This is a genomic window from Candidatus Frankia alpina (assembly GCF_902806485.1).
In the GTDB taxonomy this organism is placed as follows: domain Bacteria; phylum Actinomycetota; class Actinomycetes; order Frankiales; family Frankiaceae; genus Frankia; species Frankia alpina.
This window is the reverse complement of the sequence record NZ_CADCWT010000104.1, coordinates 1-15,588: the sequence shown is the minus strand read 5'-3', so window position 1 is coordinate 15,588 and position 15,588 is coordinate 1. Positions and strand designations below refer to the sequence as shown.

The window sequence follows — 15,588 nt, the reverse complement described above, 5'->3', positions numbered from 1 at the left end:
TCGGCACCCACCGAACCTACACAATCAGAACCTAAGTTCCCGGTATTGGGTGTGGGCGCCCGGATCTGCCCGAGCGCCAGCGGCGCCGCCGCTGGCCGGTACACACGATGGCCGTGTCGCAGGGTGGTTCATCGCCGAGGACGCGAGGATGCGCGTTGCGGCACACCGCACAGACAGGCTCCGGCGGCGCGGCGACGAGCGTCGGATTCTCCTTCGTCGCAGAAATGATCTGCCGATAGCTGGAGTGCGGCGTGGCACCGCCGCAGACATCGCAGTCCAGATAGAGATCCGACCTGAGCGTAGGCCGCCACACATCCCGCGCGATGAAGGCAAGCCCCGATACAAACTCGCGCACCGTCATCTCGGGACCTTCTGGTTCATGACCGCGCGAGTTCCGGCTTCTCCGCACGACACACCATGATCCCAGCTGATCGATCAGTCCGCCAGCGAACGACGCCAGATCCCAGCGGAGCACCTTAGGAGTGCGCGCTGGCAGTCGACGTCCCTTGACCGATCAACCCCCTGTCGCTACGCCACGTAGTCGAGACTTGTCGATGCGCCTGGGAATCGAACCAAACGATCAGCGCCCCGAGCTGGACATCTCTATTCGATCAATAATCAAATCTTATAGATTTTAACTATTTGCCCAGCTCAGGGCATCGTTACTCATCGTGGTGGAGGTGGCGGGAATCGAACCCGCGTCCTCCGGCACCGACACAGGGCTTCTCCGGGCGGAGCCTGCTACTTGTTTCTCAGCCCCGTCGGACCCACAGGCAAGCCGACGTAGGCTCAGTCGCTGTTTGATTTTCCGGCTGGCCCCGCGACCGGGTCAGCCGGTGATCCTCCTCGCGACGCCAGATCCTAGGCCGGAGGCATTCCCAGGCTGACGGTTCCCTTACTTAAGCCGCGAGGGCGTAAGCGGAAACAGGCTGCGTCTTGTTGGCAGCTGTTTTTTTGAACGGATCGTTAACGAGATAACCGTTCATCCTCGGCCCGCTTCCCCTGCCTCGACGTCCGAAGTCGAAACCGATCACCCCCAGGTACAGTTGCCTTGCCTGACACTCCATGCTACCGCAGGACGCCGGTGGACGAGCGTGTCCACCCCCCCCCCGGCGGGACGCCGGCCGGGTCGACGGCGAGCGACAGCGCCGGCGGCCGGACGGAGGCAGAATCTGATGTGCGGCAGCGGGCATGTCGGACCCCCGTGGTAGTTGTACGGGCAACGGCATCCCGTCCGCCCGGGGAGAGCACTGTGGAAATCAAGGAACTGGGACATCTCGTCCTCTACGTCCGCAACATCGAACGATCGGCCGCGTTCTACCGGGATGTCCTCGGCTGGCGGCAGGTGCTCCCGGCCCCGGCGGACTCCGCCGGCAACGCGCTGCGCTTCCCCGCGGCGGCCTTCTCCTCCGGCCGCACGCATCACGAACTGCTGCTGATCGAGGTCGGCGAGGACGCGGCGGCCCTGCCGGCCGGGCGCCGCATCGGGCTCTACCACTTCGGGCTGAAGGTCGGCGACACCGATGACGAGCTGCGCGCGGTTCTGGCCACGATCCGGCAGGCCGGCGTCGACATCGTCGGGGCATCCGACCACACGATCACGCACAGCCTCTACATCCTCGATCCCGACGGTAACGAGATCGAGCTCTACGTCGACGTACCGGGCGTCGACTGGCAGTCGGAGCCCCACCTGATCGCCGCCCCGATCCGCCCCCTGCGCCTGTAACGGCACCCGTCGCCACCACCGCGTTCCCTGGCCCCGCCCTTCGCCGCAGACGGTCGATCAGCGGGTGAGGGAGGCGAGGCGGGCGGCCTGGGGCCGGTGACCGGGCTAAGGCCGATGACCGGGCTAGTGTCGATGACACTGTGTCGATGACGCCGCCGACGCCTCCCCCGCCGTCGACCGGCCCCATGCCCCCGACGCACACCACACCGTCGACGACGACCGTGCGGGATCGGCGGCAGGTGGTGTTGCTGGTGGCGTTGGCGGGCCTGACGGGGCTGGTCGACGCGACCAGCTTCCTCGGGCTCGGCCGGGTGTTCGTGGCGAACATGACCGGCAACGTCGTGCTCCTCGCGTTCGCGCTGGCGGGAGCGCAGGGGCTGTCCGCGGACCTGTCCGCGCTCGCGTTGGCCGGCTTCCTGATCGGCGCGGTCCTCGCCGGGCGCATCGGCAGGGCTCCGGCGCTGCGCCGCGGACGCCGGGCTCGGTGGCTGACGGTCGCCCTGGCCATCCAGACCGGGTTGATCATCGCGGCACTGATCGCCGCATCCCTCACCGGCGAGAGTAGGGCGGATCGGCCGTACGCGATCATCGTACCGTTGGCCGCCGCGATGGGGCTACAACACGCGACGGCGCGGCGGGTGGCGGTCCCGGAGGTCCCGGAGGTCCCGACCAACGTGCTGACCACCACCCTCACCGGCTTGGTCGTGGACTCCCGGCTGGCCGGCGCCCCCGGCTTTCACGTGCCGCGCCGGCTCGCCGCGCCAGTCGCCATGTTCACCGGCGCGCTCATCGGCGGCGCACTCCTGCTGCACGTCGACCGGATCGTGCCGCTCGCCCTGGCGGCGGCGATCGCCACCGGCTGCCTCACCGCCGCCGCCACGGGTCGACTCACCGGCCTGACATCCGTCTTCCTTGCCAGATTGCGGTCAAATCGTGCCGAGGGCTAAGAACGGTTTCGGACCGGAAAACCGTGCTCAAGCCTCGGCACGATTCTGTATTTGATCGATTGCGAAAAGATGCGACAGCGGATTTGGGTTCATCCATTGACAGAGGGGCACGGTAGAGGGCGGGCGTCAGAAACCAGTCCAGCGACCCGGTTGTCAGCGACCGGAGTGCAGAGGAAGGCCCAGGGCTCGTCGCGCAGCCTGGTCATCACCAGGGTGATGGCCGGACCGCCGGCGACCAGATCCCGGCGGCGGGGCAGCAGGCGGCGGCGCAGCTCCTCGACGTCGCCCGCGAGCCCACGACGACGGATCTCCAACGACCCGATCCTGCGCCCGCGTAGCTCGCCGACGAGCCGGCGGACGTCGAAGGGCAGGCTCGCGGAAATCCGCAGCAGCCGGGCGAACGGGCTGGCGACGGGCTCGTCCGAGCTGAGGAAGGCGATCATCGGGTCGATCTGCCAGGCACCGAGCCGGCGCGCGAGCTCACCTACCAGGCCGGCCCGGGTGACGGCCGGGCTCGGGTCGTAGAGGAACTGCCCAGGGGCGGCGACCTTGCCGCCGCACTCCGCCGGGTCCGGGATGCCTACCAGGCTGACCGGCCTCCCCCCGGGCAACGCGGACGAGGACAGCGGCACGGACGAGGACAGCGGCGCGGGATGAAGCACGGTCGCGCGGCGTTCGGTCGTAGCCAGGGCCGGGGAGAACAGCACGGCCTCCTTGAGGTCGCGGCCGTCGGCGACGAACTCGATCTCCCAGCCGGGCGGGACCTGGTCGGTCGCGAGGCCCGGAGCCGCCTTCACCGCCACGGCCGCGACCCGGTCGGCGAGGGCGAAGCACCAGGGCAGCGGCGGCTCGCTGGCCCGCGAGGCCAGCCGGCGGTCCCCGGTGCGCCGGGCCGGGTCGACGAAGACCCCGTCATAATCGGTCAGGTCGGCGTCGCGGACGTCGGCGAGCAGCGTGTCGACCCGGTGCGCACCGTGGACGGCGACGTTGAGCGCGGCCATCCGCAGGTGCACCGGGTCCCGGTCGACGAGCAGGATCTCCCGGCCGGGCGCCAGGGCGAGGGCATCCCCACCGATTCCGGTGCACAGGTCGGCCAGCCGGTGCCGCCCGGCAAACCGCGCCGCCCGGTGCTCGGCCGCCGCCTGGGAGGACGCCTGCTCCAGCCCGGCGCGGGTGAAGAACATCTCCTCGGCGCAGGCGAACTTGGCTGCCGCCCGATGCCGCAGCTCCGCCTGGGTGAACGCCGCGGCGACCAGCCCGACGGGCACACCGACGGCCCGCAGCCGCGTGCCGACGGCGAGCTCCCGCGCCGCGATCCCGCCGCCGGCCCCGCCGGTGTACACCGCGGCCGCGGCGGCGAGCACCGCACCGCCGTCGGCGGTCAGCAGGGCGTCGAGCTGGGCCAGGCGCTCGGAATCGGGGCCGGTCAGCGGTAGCGGCCCTTGACGCGGCGGCCCATCTCCCGGCTGATCTCCCGGGCGGCATCCCGCTCGGCGAGAGCATGCCGCTTGTCATAGGACTTGCGGCCACGAGCCAGCGCAACTTCGATCTTGGCGCGGCCATCCTTCCAGTACAGGCTGAGCGGCACGAGGGTGAGGCCGCCCTCTTGGGTCTGGCCGATCAACTTCTCGATCTCGGCACGGTGCAGCAGCATCTTGCGCTTGCGCCGCGGGGCGTGGTTGGTCCAGGTGCCCTCGGTGTACTCGGGGATGTGCACGTTGTGCAGCCAGATCTCGCCGTCGCTGATCTGGGCGAACCCGTCGACCAGGGAGGCCCGCCCGGCGCGCAGCGCCTTGACCTCGGTGCCGCGCAGCACGAGCCCGGCCTCGTACGTGTCGAGGATGTCGTAGTCATGCCGGGCGCGCTTGTTCTGCGCGATCGACTTGCGCCCCGTCTCCCTCGGCACCGTCTGCGACCCTCTTCCCACTTGCCGCGCATTCGCGGAACGTCCCCGAACCTACGTCCTGCCGACGCCCCCGCCCAACCGGTTGTTGGGCGCCACAGCCGTCCACGATTGTATCGATCATGCGGTGGCTGTATCGATCATGCTGGCCGCTCAGACGCGCAGGTGCCGGCGCAGCGCGATCGACGCCATCACCGCGGCGGCCAGCACGCCGGCGGCGAGGACCACGACCGCCGACTCCCAGACCGCGGCCCAGCCGAACAGCGGAAACATCGTCTGGCGGGCGAACTTACCGTCCACCAGGAAGACCTTCGCGGCGACCAGCACCCCGGCGACGAGCAGGCCGCCGGCCAGCCCCGCCACCGCGCTCTCCAGCACGAACGGCGCCCGGATCGTCGCGTTCGACGCCCCGACCAGCTTCATGATCGCCGTCTCTCGGCGGCGGGCGTGCGCCGAGATCCGGATCATCGTGTAGATCAGCGCGAAGGAGGCCAGCGCCTGCACGGCGGCCAGGGTGAAGGCGCCGACAGTGAAGGCGTCGAGGAAGCGGTACAGCGGATCGAGCAGGGCCCGCTGGTCACGCACCGCCTCCACCCCGTCGAGCCCCGTGTAGGTGACGGCGATGTCGCGCGATGCCCGCGGGTCGGCGAGGGTCAACCGCAGGGCCGCGGGCAGGTCCTCGGGCCCGACCCCGGCGACGACGTCGGGCGAGCCCCGGAAGTCCCGGCGGAACCGCTCGTACACCTGCTTCTTGGTCTCGTAGCGGACACCGGCGATCAGCGGGTCGCGGCGCATCTCGGCCTCCAGCGCGGAGCGCTCGGCGGGGGTGATGCCGTCGGAGAGGTCGACGACGACCTCGATCTGGTCGAGCAGGAAGCCGTCGATGGTGTGCACCTGGGCCCGCAGCAGCAGGCCCGCGCCGAGCATCGCCAGGCAGATCGTCACAGTGACGATCACCGCTCCGGTCATCGCCAGGTTGCGGCGCAACCCGGTCCACAGCAACGAGGCCAGCGGGCCCGGTCGCATCAGCCGACCGGGCCACTGCGCGTCGGTGTCGCCCACGGGCTGCGCTCCGCGTCCGGCGCCTGCCCGGCCGGCCGGGCAGGAAGCGCCGTCGGGGCAGGAACCCCCCTCGGCGCAGGCACCGCCGGAGGGAGCATGACCAGCGGCGGGGGCACGACCGGCGGCAGGGTGGCGGACGGCGACAAGGGCTGCGGCACGGTCTGGTCGTAGCGGCCGTCGGCCTCGTCCCGGATCAGCGCGCCGTCGCCCAGCTCGAGTACCCGGCGCCGCATCGCGTCGACCAGGGAGGCGTTGTGGGTCGCCATGATGACGGTCGTGCCGGCCCGGTGGACCGCGTCGAGCAAACTCATGATCTCAATGCTGGTGGCCGGGTCGAGGTTCCCGGTCGGCTCGTCGGCCAGCAGCACCCGCGGCCGGCCGACGAACGCCCGGGCGATCGCGACCCGCTGCTGCTCGCCGCCGGACAGCTCGTCGGGATAGCGATCCGCCTTCTCCCCCAGCCCGACCAGCTCCAGCACCTCGGGGACGACGCTGCGCACGACATGGCGGGGACGCCCGACCACGTCGAGGGCGAACGCGACATTGGCCGCCACCGTCCGGTTCGGCAGCAGCCGGAAGTCCTGGAACACGCAGCCGACGATCCGGCGCAGCTGCGGGACCCGCCGGTCCGCGATCCGCGCGACGTCACGCCCGGCGACGACGACCTGCCCGCTGGTCGCGCGCTCCTCGCGCAGCAACAGCCGTAGCAGCGTCGACTTACCCGATCCGGACGGCCCCACCAGGAACACGAACTCTCCGGCGCCGATCTCGACGCTGACGTCGATCAGGGCGGGCCGGGCGCCGTTGGGGTACCACTTGCTCACCGAGCTCAGGACGATCACCACACCCTCCTCGCATCAAGCATCAGATCACATACATTCCGTGACGGAGATGGTAGGACGTGGACGGAGCCCGACCGCGCGGCGCGCGAAGGCGAGCCGCGCCGACCCGGATCCCGCCCGGCCGCACCCGGCGGCCCATACCGAGCGCCAAGCCGCGCCCGGGGGGCCAGGCCGTTCGACACGCGCTGTGCGGCAGCAGACATCCGACGCTCGCCGGCAGGGCGAAGGGGCGCCCGCGGGCGTACCGTAAGAGACAGTCGATCGTCCGGATCTCGTTCCGGCGACCGGGCGGTGGACGACCGGCGCGGCGATCGGCCGGGGTTCTCCGGAGGGACCTGCAATGATCCCTCGGATCCGCGGTCGGCGTGCCGCGGCGGGAAGGAGGCGGCATGGGCAGCGAAGACCTGGTCTGTGCACGCTGCTCGGGGCTGGTAATCGAGGGCCGGTGCCCTCTGTGCCGCGCGTCCCGCGAGTACCTCCGCCGAAACTCTGTGGCGATCTCCCCGCAGCTGATCATCGCGATCATCGCGATCGTCATGGTGCTCGCCGCTCTCGCTGTCCGCCAGGCCACCTGAGCCCACCTTCCGGCCAACGCGCGCCATTGCGCACGCCGGGCACTCAGGAACTGCGTCGAACGTTGGCAGTCGGTGAAGTCCGGGCACGAAATCGGCCGAAGCCCGGTTCCAGCCAGTTCTGGAGCGTCTCCGATGTCCCCACTCGTGCTCGCCCGGCGCCCTGCGAGGGACAGCCCGCGCCGCGACGGCCGGGCTCGGGCCCGCCGGATGATCCTGCTCGGCACCGCACTCGCGGTGGCCGGGTTCGGGCTGGTCTCGTGCGGCGGTTCCAAGCCCTCCACCGCGAGCCCGTCGACCGCGGGCCCGACGAGCGCGCGCTCGGGAACCAGGGGCTCGGGAACCACCGGTCCGGGGAGCGTGGCAGGCGCTTCGCCGGCGGTGCGCACTGTGGTCACCGGGCTCGCCGCGCCGTGGGACATCGCCTTCCTACCGTCGGGCGAGGCGCTGATCAGCGAACGCGACAGCGGGCGGATCCTCCGGCTGCCGGCCGGCGCGGGGCGGGCGACCGAAGTGACGACGCTTCCCGGCGTGGTCCACCGCGGCGAGTCGGGGCTGCTGGGGCTCGCGGTCTCCCCGAGCTTCGCGACCGACCGATTCGTCTACGCCTACTACACCTCGGCCACCGACAACCGGATCGTGCGTTTCCGGCTGGCCGACGACCGCGCCGAGCCGCCCACCCCGATTCTCACCGGGCTCGCCGATGCCGCGGTCCACAACGGCGGCCGGATCCGCTTCGGACCCGACGGCCTGCTCTACGCGGGAGTCGGTGACGCCGGGGTGCGCTCGCGCGCCCAGGACCGGACGAGCCTCAACGGCAAGATCCTGCGAATGCGCCCCGACGGTGGCGTCCCGCCCGGCAACCCGTTCCCCGGCTCCCTCGTCTACAGCCTCGGGCACCGCAACGTCCAGGGCCTGGCCTGGGACTCCGCCGGCCGACTCTGGGCGTCGGAGTTCGGCCAGGACCGGCTTGACGAGATCAACCTGATCGTCCCGGGCGGGAACTACGGCTGGCCCGGCGTCGAGGGCACCGGCGACACCGACGGCGGCCGGTTGCGCAACCCCCTGGTCACCTGGAGCACCGCGGAGGCATCCCCGAGCGGGATCGCGATCCGCGGCGACGTCCTCTATGTGGCAGCGCTGCGCGGGCAGCGATTGTGGGAGCTCGACCTGGCCGGGGCGGCCGTGCGGGGCCGGCCGCGGGCATTGTTCACCGGCGAGTTGGGCCGGCTGCGCGCCGCGGTGGCCGCCCCGGACGGCTCGGTGTGGCTACTTACCAACAACACCGACGGACGCGGCACCCCCAGGAAGGGCGACGACCGCATCCTCGCCCTGCGCTGACCCGCCGGCTACAACTGATTCGTGGTGGTCAGGCGACGTCCGGGGCGCGGCGGGGCGGCATGGCGCCGGCGATCCGGTCGCGCAGGCTCACCACATCCCCGACGACGATGACGGCGGGCGAGCCGATGCCGGCCTCGGCAGCCAGGTCCGCGATGTCCGACAGCGCGCCGGTGAGGACGACCTCGTCGGCGGTGCCACCGGCGTGGATGACCGCGGTCGGCGTGTCCGGGCGCCGGCCGCGCTTGACCAGCTCCCTGCTGATCCCCGCCAGCGCCGAGACACCCATCAGCACGACGACCGTGCCCGGCCCCGCGGCCAGCGCGTCCCAGTCGACGGTGGAGCCGGGATGGGAGGGGTCAACGTGCCCACTGACGATGGCCACGTCCTGGGTGATGCCACGGTGGGTGACCGGGATGCCGGCGAGCGCCGGGACGGCGACCGCGCTCGTCACCCCGGGAACGATCTCGCACGACAACCCGGCCGCGGCGCAGGCCAGTGCCTCCTCGCCGCCGCGGCCGAAGACGAACGGGTCGCCGCCCTTGAGCCGCACGACGCCGAGACCCCGCAGGCCGCGGTCGACGATCACCGCGTTGATCTCGTCCTGGGTCAGGTTGTGGCCGTGCGGCGCCTTGCCCGCGTCGATGATCTCGGCGCCGGGCCGGGTTTCGGCCAGCAGTTCGCGGGGGGCGAGGCGGTCGACCAGCACGACGTCCGCGATCCGCAGCAGGCGCAGGCCACGCACGGTGATGAGGTCCGCGCGTCCGGGCCCGCCGCCGACGAGGGCCACCCAACCCCCCGGGGGCCTGTCCACGCCGTTGGCATCCATCGCCGCCCGCGCATCCGTCGTCCGCATCCGTCTCCCACCGCCGTCCGTCGCCGGCACAGCTGCCGGTCGCAGCCGCCCGCCGAACCTGTCCATGCCACCCGGCCGCACGAGTCCCGGCCGCGACGACTTCTCCAGTGTGCGGCCTGACCAGCCCGTTCGGGACGGATCGCGCCAGCCGGGCGGACGCGCTCAGGCAGGCCGGCGGCCCACGCCGCGGCGATGCTCGGCGTGCTCAGCCGGAGGAGACATTCCGAACCGCGCCCGAAGGGGTTTTTCGCCGTTCACCGGACGCCGGCATTTGACGTCATCGGAAAATGCCGTCCGCATCCGCACGAGCATGTTCCCGCGCCGCGCCGAACCGGTTCGGCGATCAGCCCTCCCGGCCAAGCCGCCAGCGCGCCGCGCGATATGCCCGCCAGCCGGACCGCAACCCGCGCCGGGCGCTCGTGAGCGCGTCGCGGTGCCCCCGGGTTACCAGCCGCAGGATGTCAGCGGCCCCGGCCGCCCGGTCCACCACCAGCCGGCTGATGCCGAAACGGGACTGCGTCGGCTGGTGCAGTCGGTAACCGACCTCGCAGGCTGAGTCGAAACCGGCCGCCGCGACCACGTGCCGGACCGACGCGCAGTGGTACCCAAAAGGATAGGAAAAGCTGTCCGGACTACGCCCGGTCTTTTCCTCGATCATGCGCCGGCTGGCGGTCACGTCATAGCGGGCGAGGGCCGTCGGTACTACGTCCAGTTCCAGATGGCGATGACCGTGCGAGCCGAGTTCGATTCCCTCCCCCGCGAGATCGGCCAGATCGGGCCAGTCCAGCAACGGAAGATTTCGCTCGCTGTAGCCGTCCAGCCAGGTGGCGCGCCGGCCGGGGCAGGCGGTCGGGATGTACAGGGTGGCGCTGGCGCCGGCCGTCTGCAGGGCCGGCAGCGCCGTGGTCAGAAAGTCCTCGAAGCCGTCGTCGAAGGTGATGGCCACCTGCCGGCGGTGCGGGTGGCGGAGCGCGTCGGTCAGCCCGGTGAGGTGGTAGCCGCCGGCCGCAAGGGCCCCGAGCTGCTCGGCGAACACGCCCGGCGGGACCTCCCAGTGCCGAAAGTCGGCGCTCACAGAGTCACCCACGCTGTGGTACATGAGGACGGGCAGGGGCATCGGGGGCGCCTCGTCCAGCACACCGGAGGTGGCACCGGGCAGCGCGGTCGCCAGGGCGGTCACCTCGTCCTCGTACCCACGCCGACCCATATCATACCCGGATCGGGGGGGACATTTCCGTGCATATACCTGTGTGCATTCATCTGCAGGGACACAGGCCGTACTCCCTCCGCGACGACGGTGCGTAATCGTGGACGAACAGGTGACACGGGCGAACATCCCATCGGGTGAAGTAGTGCGCGAACCAGCCCGGGAGGCCGAAACTAAAACGTCGAACGGTCCGCGAACTACCCGGGACTCTACACGCGCATACCGGGCATGCCAATGGCATCGGGAGATCCGCCGGAGACGTCACCCGAGGGTGGTCTGCGCGGTCCCGACCCACTCGCAGCGCGGCCTGGATCAGGTGGCCGGCCGGATCACTGCCATTTCATCGGGTGTTCATCGCGGGTACGGTCGAATTCAAAACCATCCGGTAAACCAGAGGAACACGGATGGATCATCTCCAGGAAGAAACGACCGGTAAGCGGGGAACAACACCGGCCGACTGCGCGAATACCCTCACGCCCGATTTTCGGCGGCCCGCCGCCAGCGGATCTCGGCATCGATGAAATCGTCGATCTCACCGTCGAGAACGCCGCCGGTATTCGAGGTCTCGGTGTCGGTGCGCAGATCCTTCACCAGCTGGTAGGGATGCAGGACGTAATTGCGGATCTGTGATCCGAAGGAGACGTCCTGAGGCCCCCCCGTGATGCGCTGCTTCTCCGCGGCCTCCTCGGCGCGGCGGCGCTCCAGGAGCTTCGCCTGCAGCACGATCATCGCGGCGGCCTTGTTCTGAAGCTGGCTGCGCTCGTTCTGGCAGGTGACCACGATGCCGGTGGACAGGTGGGTGATACGGACCGCCGAGTCGGTCGTGTTGACCCCCTGGCCGCCTGGGCCGGATGACCGGAAGATGTCGATCCGCAGGTCCTTGTCGTCGATGTCGACGTGGTCGGACAGCTCGACGACCGGGGTCACCTCGACGCCGGCGAAGGAGGTCTGCCGCCGGTTCTGGTTGTCGAACGGCGAGATGCGCACGAGCCGGTGCACCCCGTGCTCGCTGCGCAGCGTCCCGTAGGCGTAGGCAGCCTTGACCTGGAAGGTGGCGGACTTCAGGCCCGCCTCCTCCGCCTCGGAGGTGTCGAAGACCTCGGTGGGGTAACCGTGGCGCTCGGCCCAGCGCAGGTACATCCGCAGCAGCATCGCCGTCCAGTCGGCCGCGTCGACACCCCCGGCACCCGCGGAGAGCTGCACGATCGCGTCCCGCTCGTCGAACTCGCCGGACAACAGGGTGCGCACCTCGAGGGCCGAGATGTCGGCGCTCAGCGCCGGCAGGTCGGACGCGGCCTCGGCGAGCAGGTCGTCGTCGCCGAGATCCGCGGCGGCGGCCATGTCGTCGAGCCGGCGGCGCAGCCCCTCCACCCGGGAGATGTCGCCGCGGGTCGACGACAGGCGCCGGGTGACGACCTGTGCCCGGTCCTGGTCGGACCACAGGTCGGGGTCCGCGGCCTGCCGCTCCAGCTCCTCGGCGCGACGGCGCAACCCCTCCACGTCGAGAACGGACTCGATGCCGCTCAGCGTGGCATCGAGCTGCTTGATCTCCTCGGACAGGTCGACGGCCATGGTGTTCACCTTACCGGCGTCACCCAGCGACCACGGGCAGGACGGATCTTGACCTGGTCCGCGACGGAGCACGGCGGTCGGGTCGGGGGTCCCCGGCCCGGGGCCGGCCGGCGCGCCGCGAGACCGTCCGCCCACGAACCAACCGACCGCCGTATACGACGGTCGGAGGCATTCGGTACCGCCCACGCCCGTCGCGCCGACACCGGGCGGCGGTCGTGAAAAGCCATACCGATGAAACATTCAATGGCATCACGACATCAGCCTGAAACACGGGATGCGGACTCGCGAATACCCGGCCAACCGACACCCGCACCGCGGACAATCCGGATGGTAGCCACACCGCCTACCCGAGCAGGACACCGATGGGATGCCGGCCGACACCGATCCACGGAGAGATCTGTCCCACATCGTCGAGCGCACAGAACCCGCGCGTTTGTGACCGCCAAACGATATCTTTGATCGCGGCGCTCCGCCGCCGAATTCGACGGGCACATGGTTCCGCGGGGCAGCGTGGTCCCGGCGGCCACCGGTCGGCCACCAAGCCGCCGCCGGGCCGCCACCTGGCTATGGCCAGGAGACCAACGAACACGGACACACAATTAATACCGGCCGGAGTGGGTTGAACAGTCAGTGCCGGGCCGCTTGTCAGGGAAAGCGAGGGAGGCCGCCATGAGGACCCAGCTCTGTCATCCGACCGACCGGGGCTCGCACTTAGACCTGACGAGTCACCGTCCCGTCGCGCTCCGCCGGCAGGCAGACGGCACAGCGATCACTCCCACCCGAGCACGAAGGGTGCCATCGTGTCCGAAGTCTCGAACCGGCGGTCCGTGCTGGTCGCCACCGGCCTCGCGGCGGTGAGTTCAATGAGCCTGGGCGGCGACGCCTCCGGGTTGCACGACGCCTGCGCCGCCGCGTTGAACGCCGCGGTGGACGCCTACGAGACCACCGATCTCAGCGCGACGGCCGCCGCCCTGGTCCCCCTCGAACGCACCAGCAGGACGGTGCCCGGCGAGCACCGGCTGCGCGGGCGGGCCACCCTGGACTGGATGCGCCTGCACGCCGCCGCGGCGGCCGTGTCGTACGACCGCGGCCAGCACGCCGACGCCGCCACCCGGGCGGACCGGGCCGCCGCCCTCGCCCGCGCCGCCGGCGACGGGCCGCTCGCCGCGCGGGCGCTGGCGCTGCGCGCCCGGATGGTCCGCCCGCACAGCCCCGCGGTCGCCCTGCAGATCGCCGGGGTGGCCGCGCGGATCGCCGGGATCAGCCCCACCCGTGCGCTCATCGCCGGCAAGGTCGTCACGAGTGCGTGCGCGGCCACCGGCGACACCCCCGGGGTGCGCGACGCGGTCGCCCGCGCCTGGCAGGCGATGGAACGCCTCGGCGACGACGACTTCGGCTCCCCCGGCTTCGCCCTGGAGACCTACTCCCCGGCGGACCTCGCGCTGGCCTGTGCCGAGGCGCTGACCACCGTCGGTGCCGCGGATGAGGCCACGCCGCACCTGGAGCGGGCCGAGACGCTCATCGCCGGCTCCGGCCAGACCGGCATGGTGGTCTCGGTACGGATGGCGCAGGCCCGCGCCGCCCTCGCCCGGGAGATCCCCGACCGGGAGGAGGCAGCCTCCTACGCCGGCCAGGCGGTCACCCTGTCCGCCGCACGGCCGGCGCAGTGGCTGGCCCGGCTCGTGCGCGACGTGTCGGACCTGGCCGACCTGCGCACCGGGCAGGGCCTGGACGATCTCGTCGACGCCACCACGCCCTGGCTGCACGAGAGCTGGGAGGCCGAGCCGGGTCCGCAACGGCCGGCGGCGCGCTTCGGCGTCCCCGGTCCTGGCGGCGTCATGGTGCAGCGGGCTGGCGGACCACCGACTGTGCCTGTGCCCCGGCTCGTACTGTGACCGGCCCGACCCCGAGGTAGCCCACGACCGGCAGGTTGACCACGCGTGCCCCCTCCACCTCCACCGTCGTCGCGTCGACGAGGCTGGAGGTGAGGGTCGTGCGGCCGCTCGGGTCGGCCTGCTGCTGGTACTGCTCGACGGTCGCGTTGATGTCCGCCAGCGGGAGCTCCTCGAAGGCGTCCGTCGCCGTGTAGATCGCGTTCTCGTCGATGCGCTGCGCGGCCGCGAGCGCCGCGCCGTCCGCGGCCGAGGCGACCGAACGGCGGGCCAGGTAGACGGCGGACACGTCGGTCACGACGACGACGAGCATGGCGGCGACCATCAGATAGCCGAGCGTAAGGATCAGGATCGTCCCGCCGTCGGCGCCGCCGGGCGCGGCCCGATTGCCGGGCGCGGCCCCAGCGCCGGGCGCCGGGTTCCGCCGCAGGTCACCAGGCATGTCCTTCTCCCCGTCCGGGATCGCCGGTCGCCCCACACCGGCGTCCTTCGCCGATTCGCCGCCCGACGTCCCGCATTATAGGAGAATGCGCCACGTACGGATCATGCGGCGCGCATACCTCCCCAAGGACGAAGGATCAAGACCGAACGGGACGAGATCGAGACCCGGTTGTTGGAACGGGAATGCCAGATCTCCGCCGCGCTGCGGGAACGCCCGCATGCCGTCACGACCCTCGATGTCGTCCGGGATATAGATGACGATCCCTGGATCGTCATGGACTATTACCCGTCCCAGACGTTACGGGCCGTGCTCGACCGGGAGGGGCGGCTGACGCTGGCCGAGACCGCCGCGATCGGAACGTTTGTGCTGGAGGCCCTTCGGGCCGCGCACGCGGCGGGCAGCGTGCACCGCGACGTCACCCCGGCGAACATCCTGCTGGGCACGGACGGCTCGGCTCGGTTGACCGACTTCGGGGCGGCGGTGCGCAGGACCGATCAACGGGTCACCGCCGGAGTTCTCGGCGTGCCCGGATTCGCCGCGCCCCCAGAAGGAACAGGTAGGCGCTCTCCCACGCATCCGCCGCCGACGCACGAGCCGCCGCTCGGTCCGCGACCAGCCTCAGCCACACCGTCAGACGTCACGGAACGTGACAGCAGGACGGGAAGGGGCCTCTGAGGGGCTGCACCAACTGCGTGGCGCAAGTTCCGCGGAACACCATGATCACTGGAGCTGGAGCCGGAGCATGCCTGCCCGCGGGCAACCGCTGTATAGCGTCGCGGTGGTCGGAATACGCGGCCAGGTGGTCGCCAGACAGGAAGGGCTGGGCTGGGTGATGCAGTCGGGGATTTTCGGGCTCGGCACGCCGGAGCACTGCTACCTGGAGTTCGACCTCCGGGACGGCGCGTCCGCCGATGAGCTGGTGAAGGCGGTCGCGGCCCTGACTGGCCCGTTGTCCACCGGAGGCGGGGTCAACCTCGTGATCGGCTTCCGACCGGAGCTGTGGGCTGGCGTCGAGCCCGACGGCATGCCGCCCGGCCCGCGGAGCTTCACCGAGCCGATCGTGGGTGTCGACGGTTTCACGATGCCCGCGACTCAGCATGACGCCTGGCTCTGGATCGCCGGCGGTAACCGCACGGCGGTCTTCAACAACGCACGGGACGTCGTCGACACGCTGACCGAGATCGCGACCGTCGCCACCGAGGTCACCGGCTGGCTGTACCAGTACGACC

The 15,588-nt window shown here is 71.1% G+C and carries 14 protein-coding genes, 1 other RNA gene and 1 pseudogene; 7 read left to right on the top strand and 9 right to left on the bottom strand.

Features of this window, described 5'->3' with window-relative positions:
• Nucleotides 1-672: 672 nt before the first annotated feature.
• Nucleotides 673-1,038, bottom strand: a transfer-messenger RNA (tmRNA) gene (gene ssrA, locus G6R25_RS12950).
• A gap of 214 nt (nucleotides 1,039-1,252) precedes the next feature.
• Between ssrA and G6R25_RS12945 the strand changes: the two genes are divergently transcribed.
• Both G6R25_RS12945 and G6R25_RS12940 read left to right on the top strand, forming a co-directional pair.
• Nucleotides 1,253-1,726: a VOC family protein gene (locus tag G6R25_RS12945; protein WP_163553169.1), complete on the top strand. Its 474-nt coding sequence runs from the start codon at nucleotides 1,253-1,255 to the stop codon at nucleotides 1,724-1,726.
• 185 nt (nucleotides 1,727-1,911) lie between these two features.
• Complete coding sequence (locus G6R25_RS12940; protein WP_163553168.1) at nucleotides 1,912-2,673, top strand: YoaK family protein; 762 nt, start codon at nucleotides 1,912-1,914, stop codon at nucleotides 2,671-2,673.
• A gap of 89 nt (nucleotides 2,674-2,762) precedes the next feature.
• On the opposite strand, the gene G6R25_RS12935 is transcribed toward G6R25_RS12940, so the two are convergent.
• The 4 genes from G6R25_RS12935 to ftsE all read right to left on the bottom strand — a co-directional run bounded on the left by G6R25_RS12935 (nucleotide 2,763) and on the right by ftsE (nucleotide 6,480).
• Complete coding sequence (locus G6R25_RS12935) at nucleotides 2,763-4,037, bottom strand: class I SAM-dependent methyltransferase (protein ID WP_235948261.1); 1,275 nt, start codon at nucleotides 4,035-4,037, stop codon at nucleotides 2,763-2,765.
• A 62-nt stretch (nucleotides 4,038-4,099) separates the two neighbouring features.
• A complete protein-coding gene (smpB, locus tag G6R25_RS12930; protein WP_136448006.1) occupies nucleotides 4,100-4,579 on the bottom strand; it encodes an SsrA-binding protein SmpB in 480 nt (159 codons plus the stop codon).
• Between the two features lie 150 nt (nucleotides 4,580-4,729).
• A complete protein-coding gene (ftsX, locus tag G6R25_RS12925; RefSeq protein ID WP_163553171.1) occupies nucleotides 4,730-5,602 on the bottom strand; it encodes a permease-like cell division protein FtsX in 873 nt (290 codons plus the stop codon).
• Nucleotides 5,602-6,480: a cell division ATP-binding protein FtsE gene (ftsE, locus tag G6R25_RS12920; RefSeq protein WP_163553167.1), complete on the bottom strand. Its 879-nt coding sequence runs from the start codon at nucleotides 6,478-6,480 to the stop codon at nucleotides 5,602-5,604. Before ftsE ends, ftsX begins: the two co-directional genes overlap by 1 nt.
• Nucleotides 6,481-6,869: 389 nt before the next feature.
• On the opposite strand from ftsE, the gene G6R25_RS12915 reads away from it, so the two are divergent.
• Together G6R25_RS12915 and G6R25_RS12910 are read left to right on the top strand one after the other, a co-directional pair.
• Entirely contained in the window at nucleotides 6,870-7,055 is a 186-nt protein-coding gene (locus tag G6R25_RS12915; protein ID WP_163553166.1) for a hypothetical protein, read from the top strand.
• 132 nt (nucleotides 7,056-7,187) lie between these two features.
• A complete protein-coding gene (locus G6R25_RS12910; RefSeq protein ID WP_235948259.1) occupies nucleotides 7,188-8,393 on the top strand; it encodes a PQQ-dependent sugar dehydrogenase in 1,206 nt (401 codons plus the stop codon).
• 28 nt (nucleotides 8,394-8,421) lie between these two features.
• Here G6R25_RS12910 and cobA read toward each other — a convergent pair whose 3' ends face one another.
• The 3 genes from cobA to prfB form a co-directional block, all read right to left on the bottom strand.
• On the bottom strand, nucleotides 8,422-9,246 hold the full coding sequence (gene cobA / locus G6R25_RS12905) for a uroporphyrinogen-III C-methyltransferase (protein WP_235826057.1): 825 nt from the start codon (nucleotides 9,244-9,246) through the stop codon (nucleotides 8,422-8,424).
• A gap of 343 nt (nucleotides 9,247-9,589) precedes the next feature.
• Complete coding sequence (locus G6R25_RS12900) at nucleotides 9,590-10,426, bottom strand: polysaccharide deacetylase family protein (RefSeq protein ID WP_163553165.1); 837 nt, start codon at nucleotides 10,424-10,426, stop codon at nucleotides 9,590-9,592.
• A gap of 498 nt (nucleotides 10,427-10,924) precedes the next feature.
• Complete coding sequence (gene prfB, locus G6R25_RS12895) at nucleotides 10,925-12,025, bottom strand: peptide chain release factor 2 (RefSeq protein ID WP_163553164.1); 1,101 nt, start codon at nucleotides 12,023-12,025, stop codon at nucleotides 10,925-10,927.
• A gap of 800 nt (nucleotides 12,026-12,825) precedes the next feature.
• On the opposite strand from prfB, the gene G6R25_RS12890 reads away from it, so the two are divergent.
• Complete coding sequence (locus G6R25_RS12890) at nucleotides 12,826-13,920, top strand: hypothetical protein (RefSeq protein ID WP_163553163.1); 1,095 nt, start codon at nucleotides 12,826-12,828, stop codon at nucleotides 13,918-13,920.
• Here the strand turns inward: G6R25_RS12890 and G6R25_RS12885 are convergent.
• Complete coding sequence (locus tag G6R25_RS12885; RefSeq protein ID WP_136449632.1) at nucleotides 13,862-14,359, bottom strand: pilus assembly protein TadG-related protein; 498 nt, start codon at nucleotides 14,357-14,359, stop codon at nucleotides 13,862-13,864. The genes G6R25_RS12890 and G6R25_RS12885 overlap by 59 nt on opposite strands.
• A 114-nt stretch (nucleotides 14,360-14,473) precedes the next feature.
• Here G6R25_RS12885 and G6R25_RS12880 point away from each other — a divergent pair, with 114 nt between their 5' ends.
• Together G6R25_RS12880 and G6R25_RS12875 are read left to right on the top strand one after the other, a co-directional pair.
• Nucleotides 14,474-15,034: a protein kinase domain-containing protein gene (locus G6R25_RS12880; RefSeq protein ID WP_336501359.1), complete on the top strand. Its 561-nt coding sequence runs from the start codon at nucleotides 14,474-14,476 to the stop codon at nucleotides 15,032-15,034.
• A 154-nt stretch (nucleotides 15,035-15,188) separates the two neighbouring features.
• A pseudogene (locus G6R25_RS12875) lies at nucleotides 15,189-15,588 on the top strand (Dyp-type peroxidase); the annotation flags it as partial.

Excerpts from the sequence above, each read along its gene's own strand:
- G6R25_RS12940 (WP_163553168.1), top strand. The coding sequence starts at position 1,912 with ATGCCCCCGACGCACACCACACCGTCGACGACGACCGTGCGGGATCGG.
- ftsX (WP_163553171.1), bottom strand. The coding sequence starts at position 5,602 with ATGCGACCGGGCCCGCTGGCCTCGTTGCTGTGGACCGGGTTGCGCCGC.
- G6R25_RS12915 (WP_163553166.1), top strand. The coding sequence starts at position 6,870 with ATGGGCAGCGAAGACCTGGTCTGTGCACGCTGCTCGGGGCTGGTAATC.
- G6R25_RS12910 (WP_235948259.1), top strand. The coding sequence starts at position 7,188 with ATGTCCCCACTCGTGCTCGCCCGGCGCCCTGCGAGGGACAGCCCGCGC.
- cobA (WP_235826057.1), bottom strand. The coding sequence starts at position 9,246 with ATGCGGACGACGGATGCGCGGGCGGCGATGGATGCCAACGGCGTGGAC.
- prfB (WP_163553164.1), bottom strand. The coding sequence starts at position 12,025 with ATGGCCGTCGACCTGTCCGAGGAGATCAAGCAGCTCGATGCCACGCTG.
- G6R25_RS12885 (WP_136449632.1), bottom strand. The coding sequence starts at position 14,359 with ATGCCTGGTGACCTGCGGCGGAACCCGGCGCCCGGCGCTGGGGCCGCG.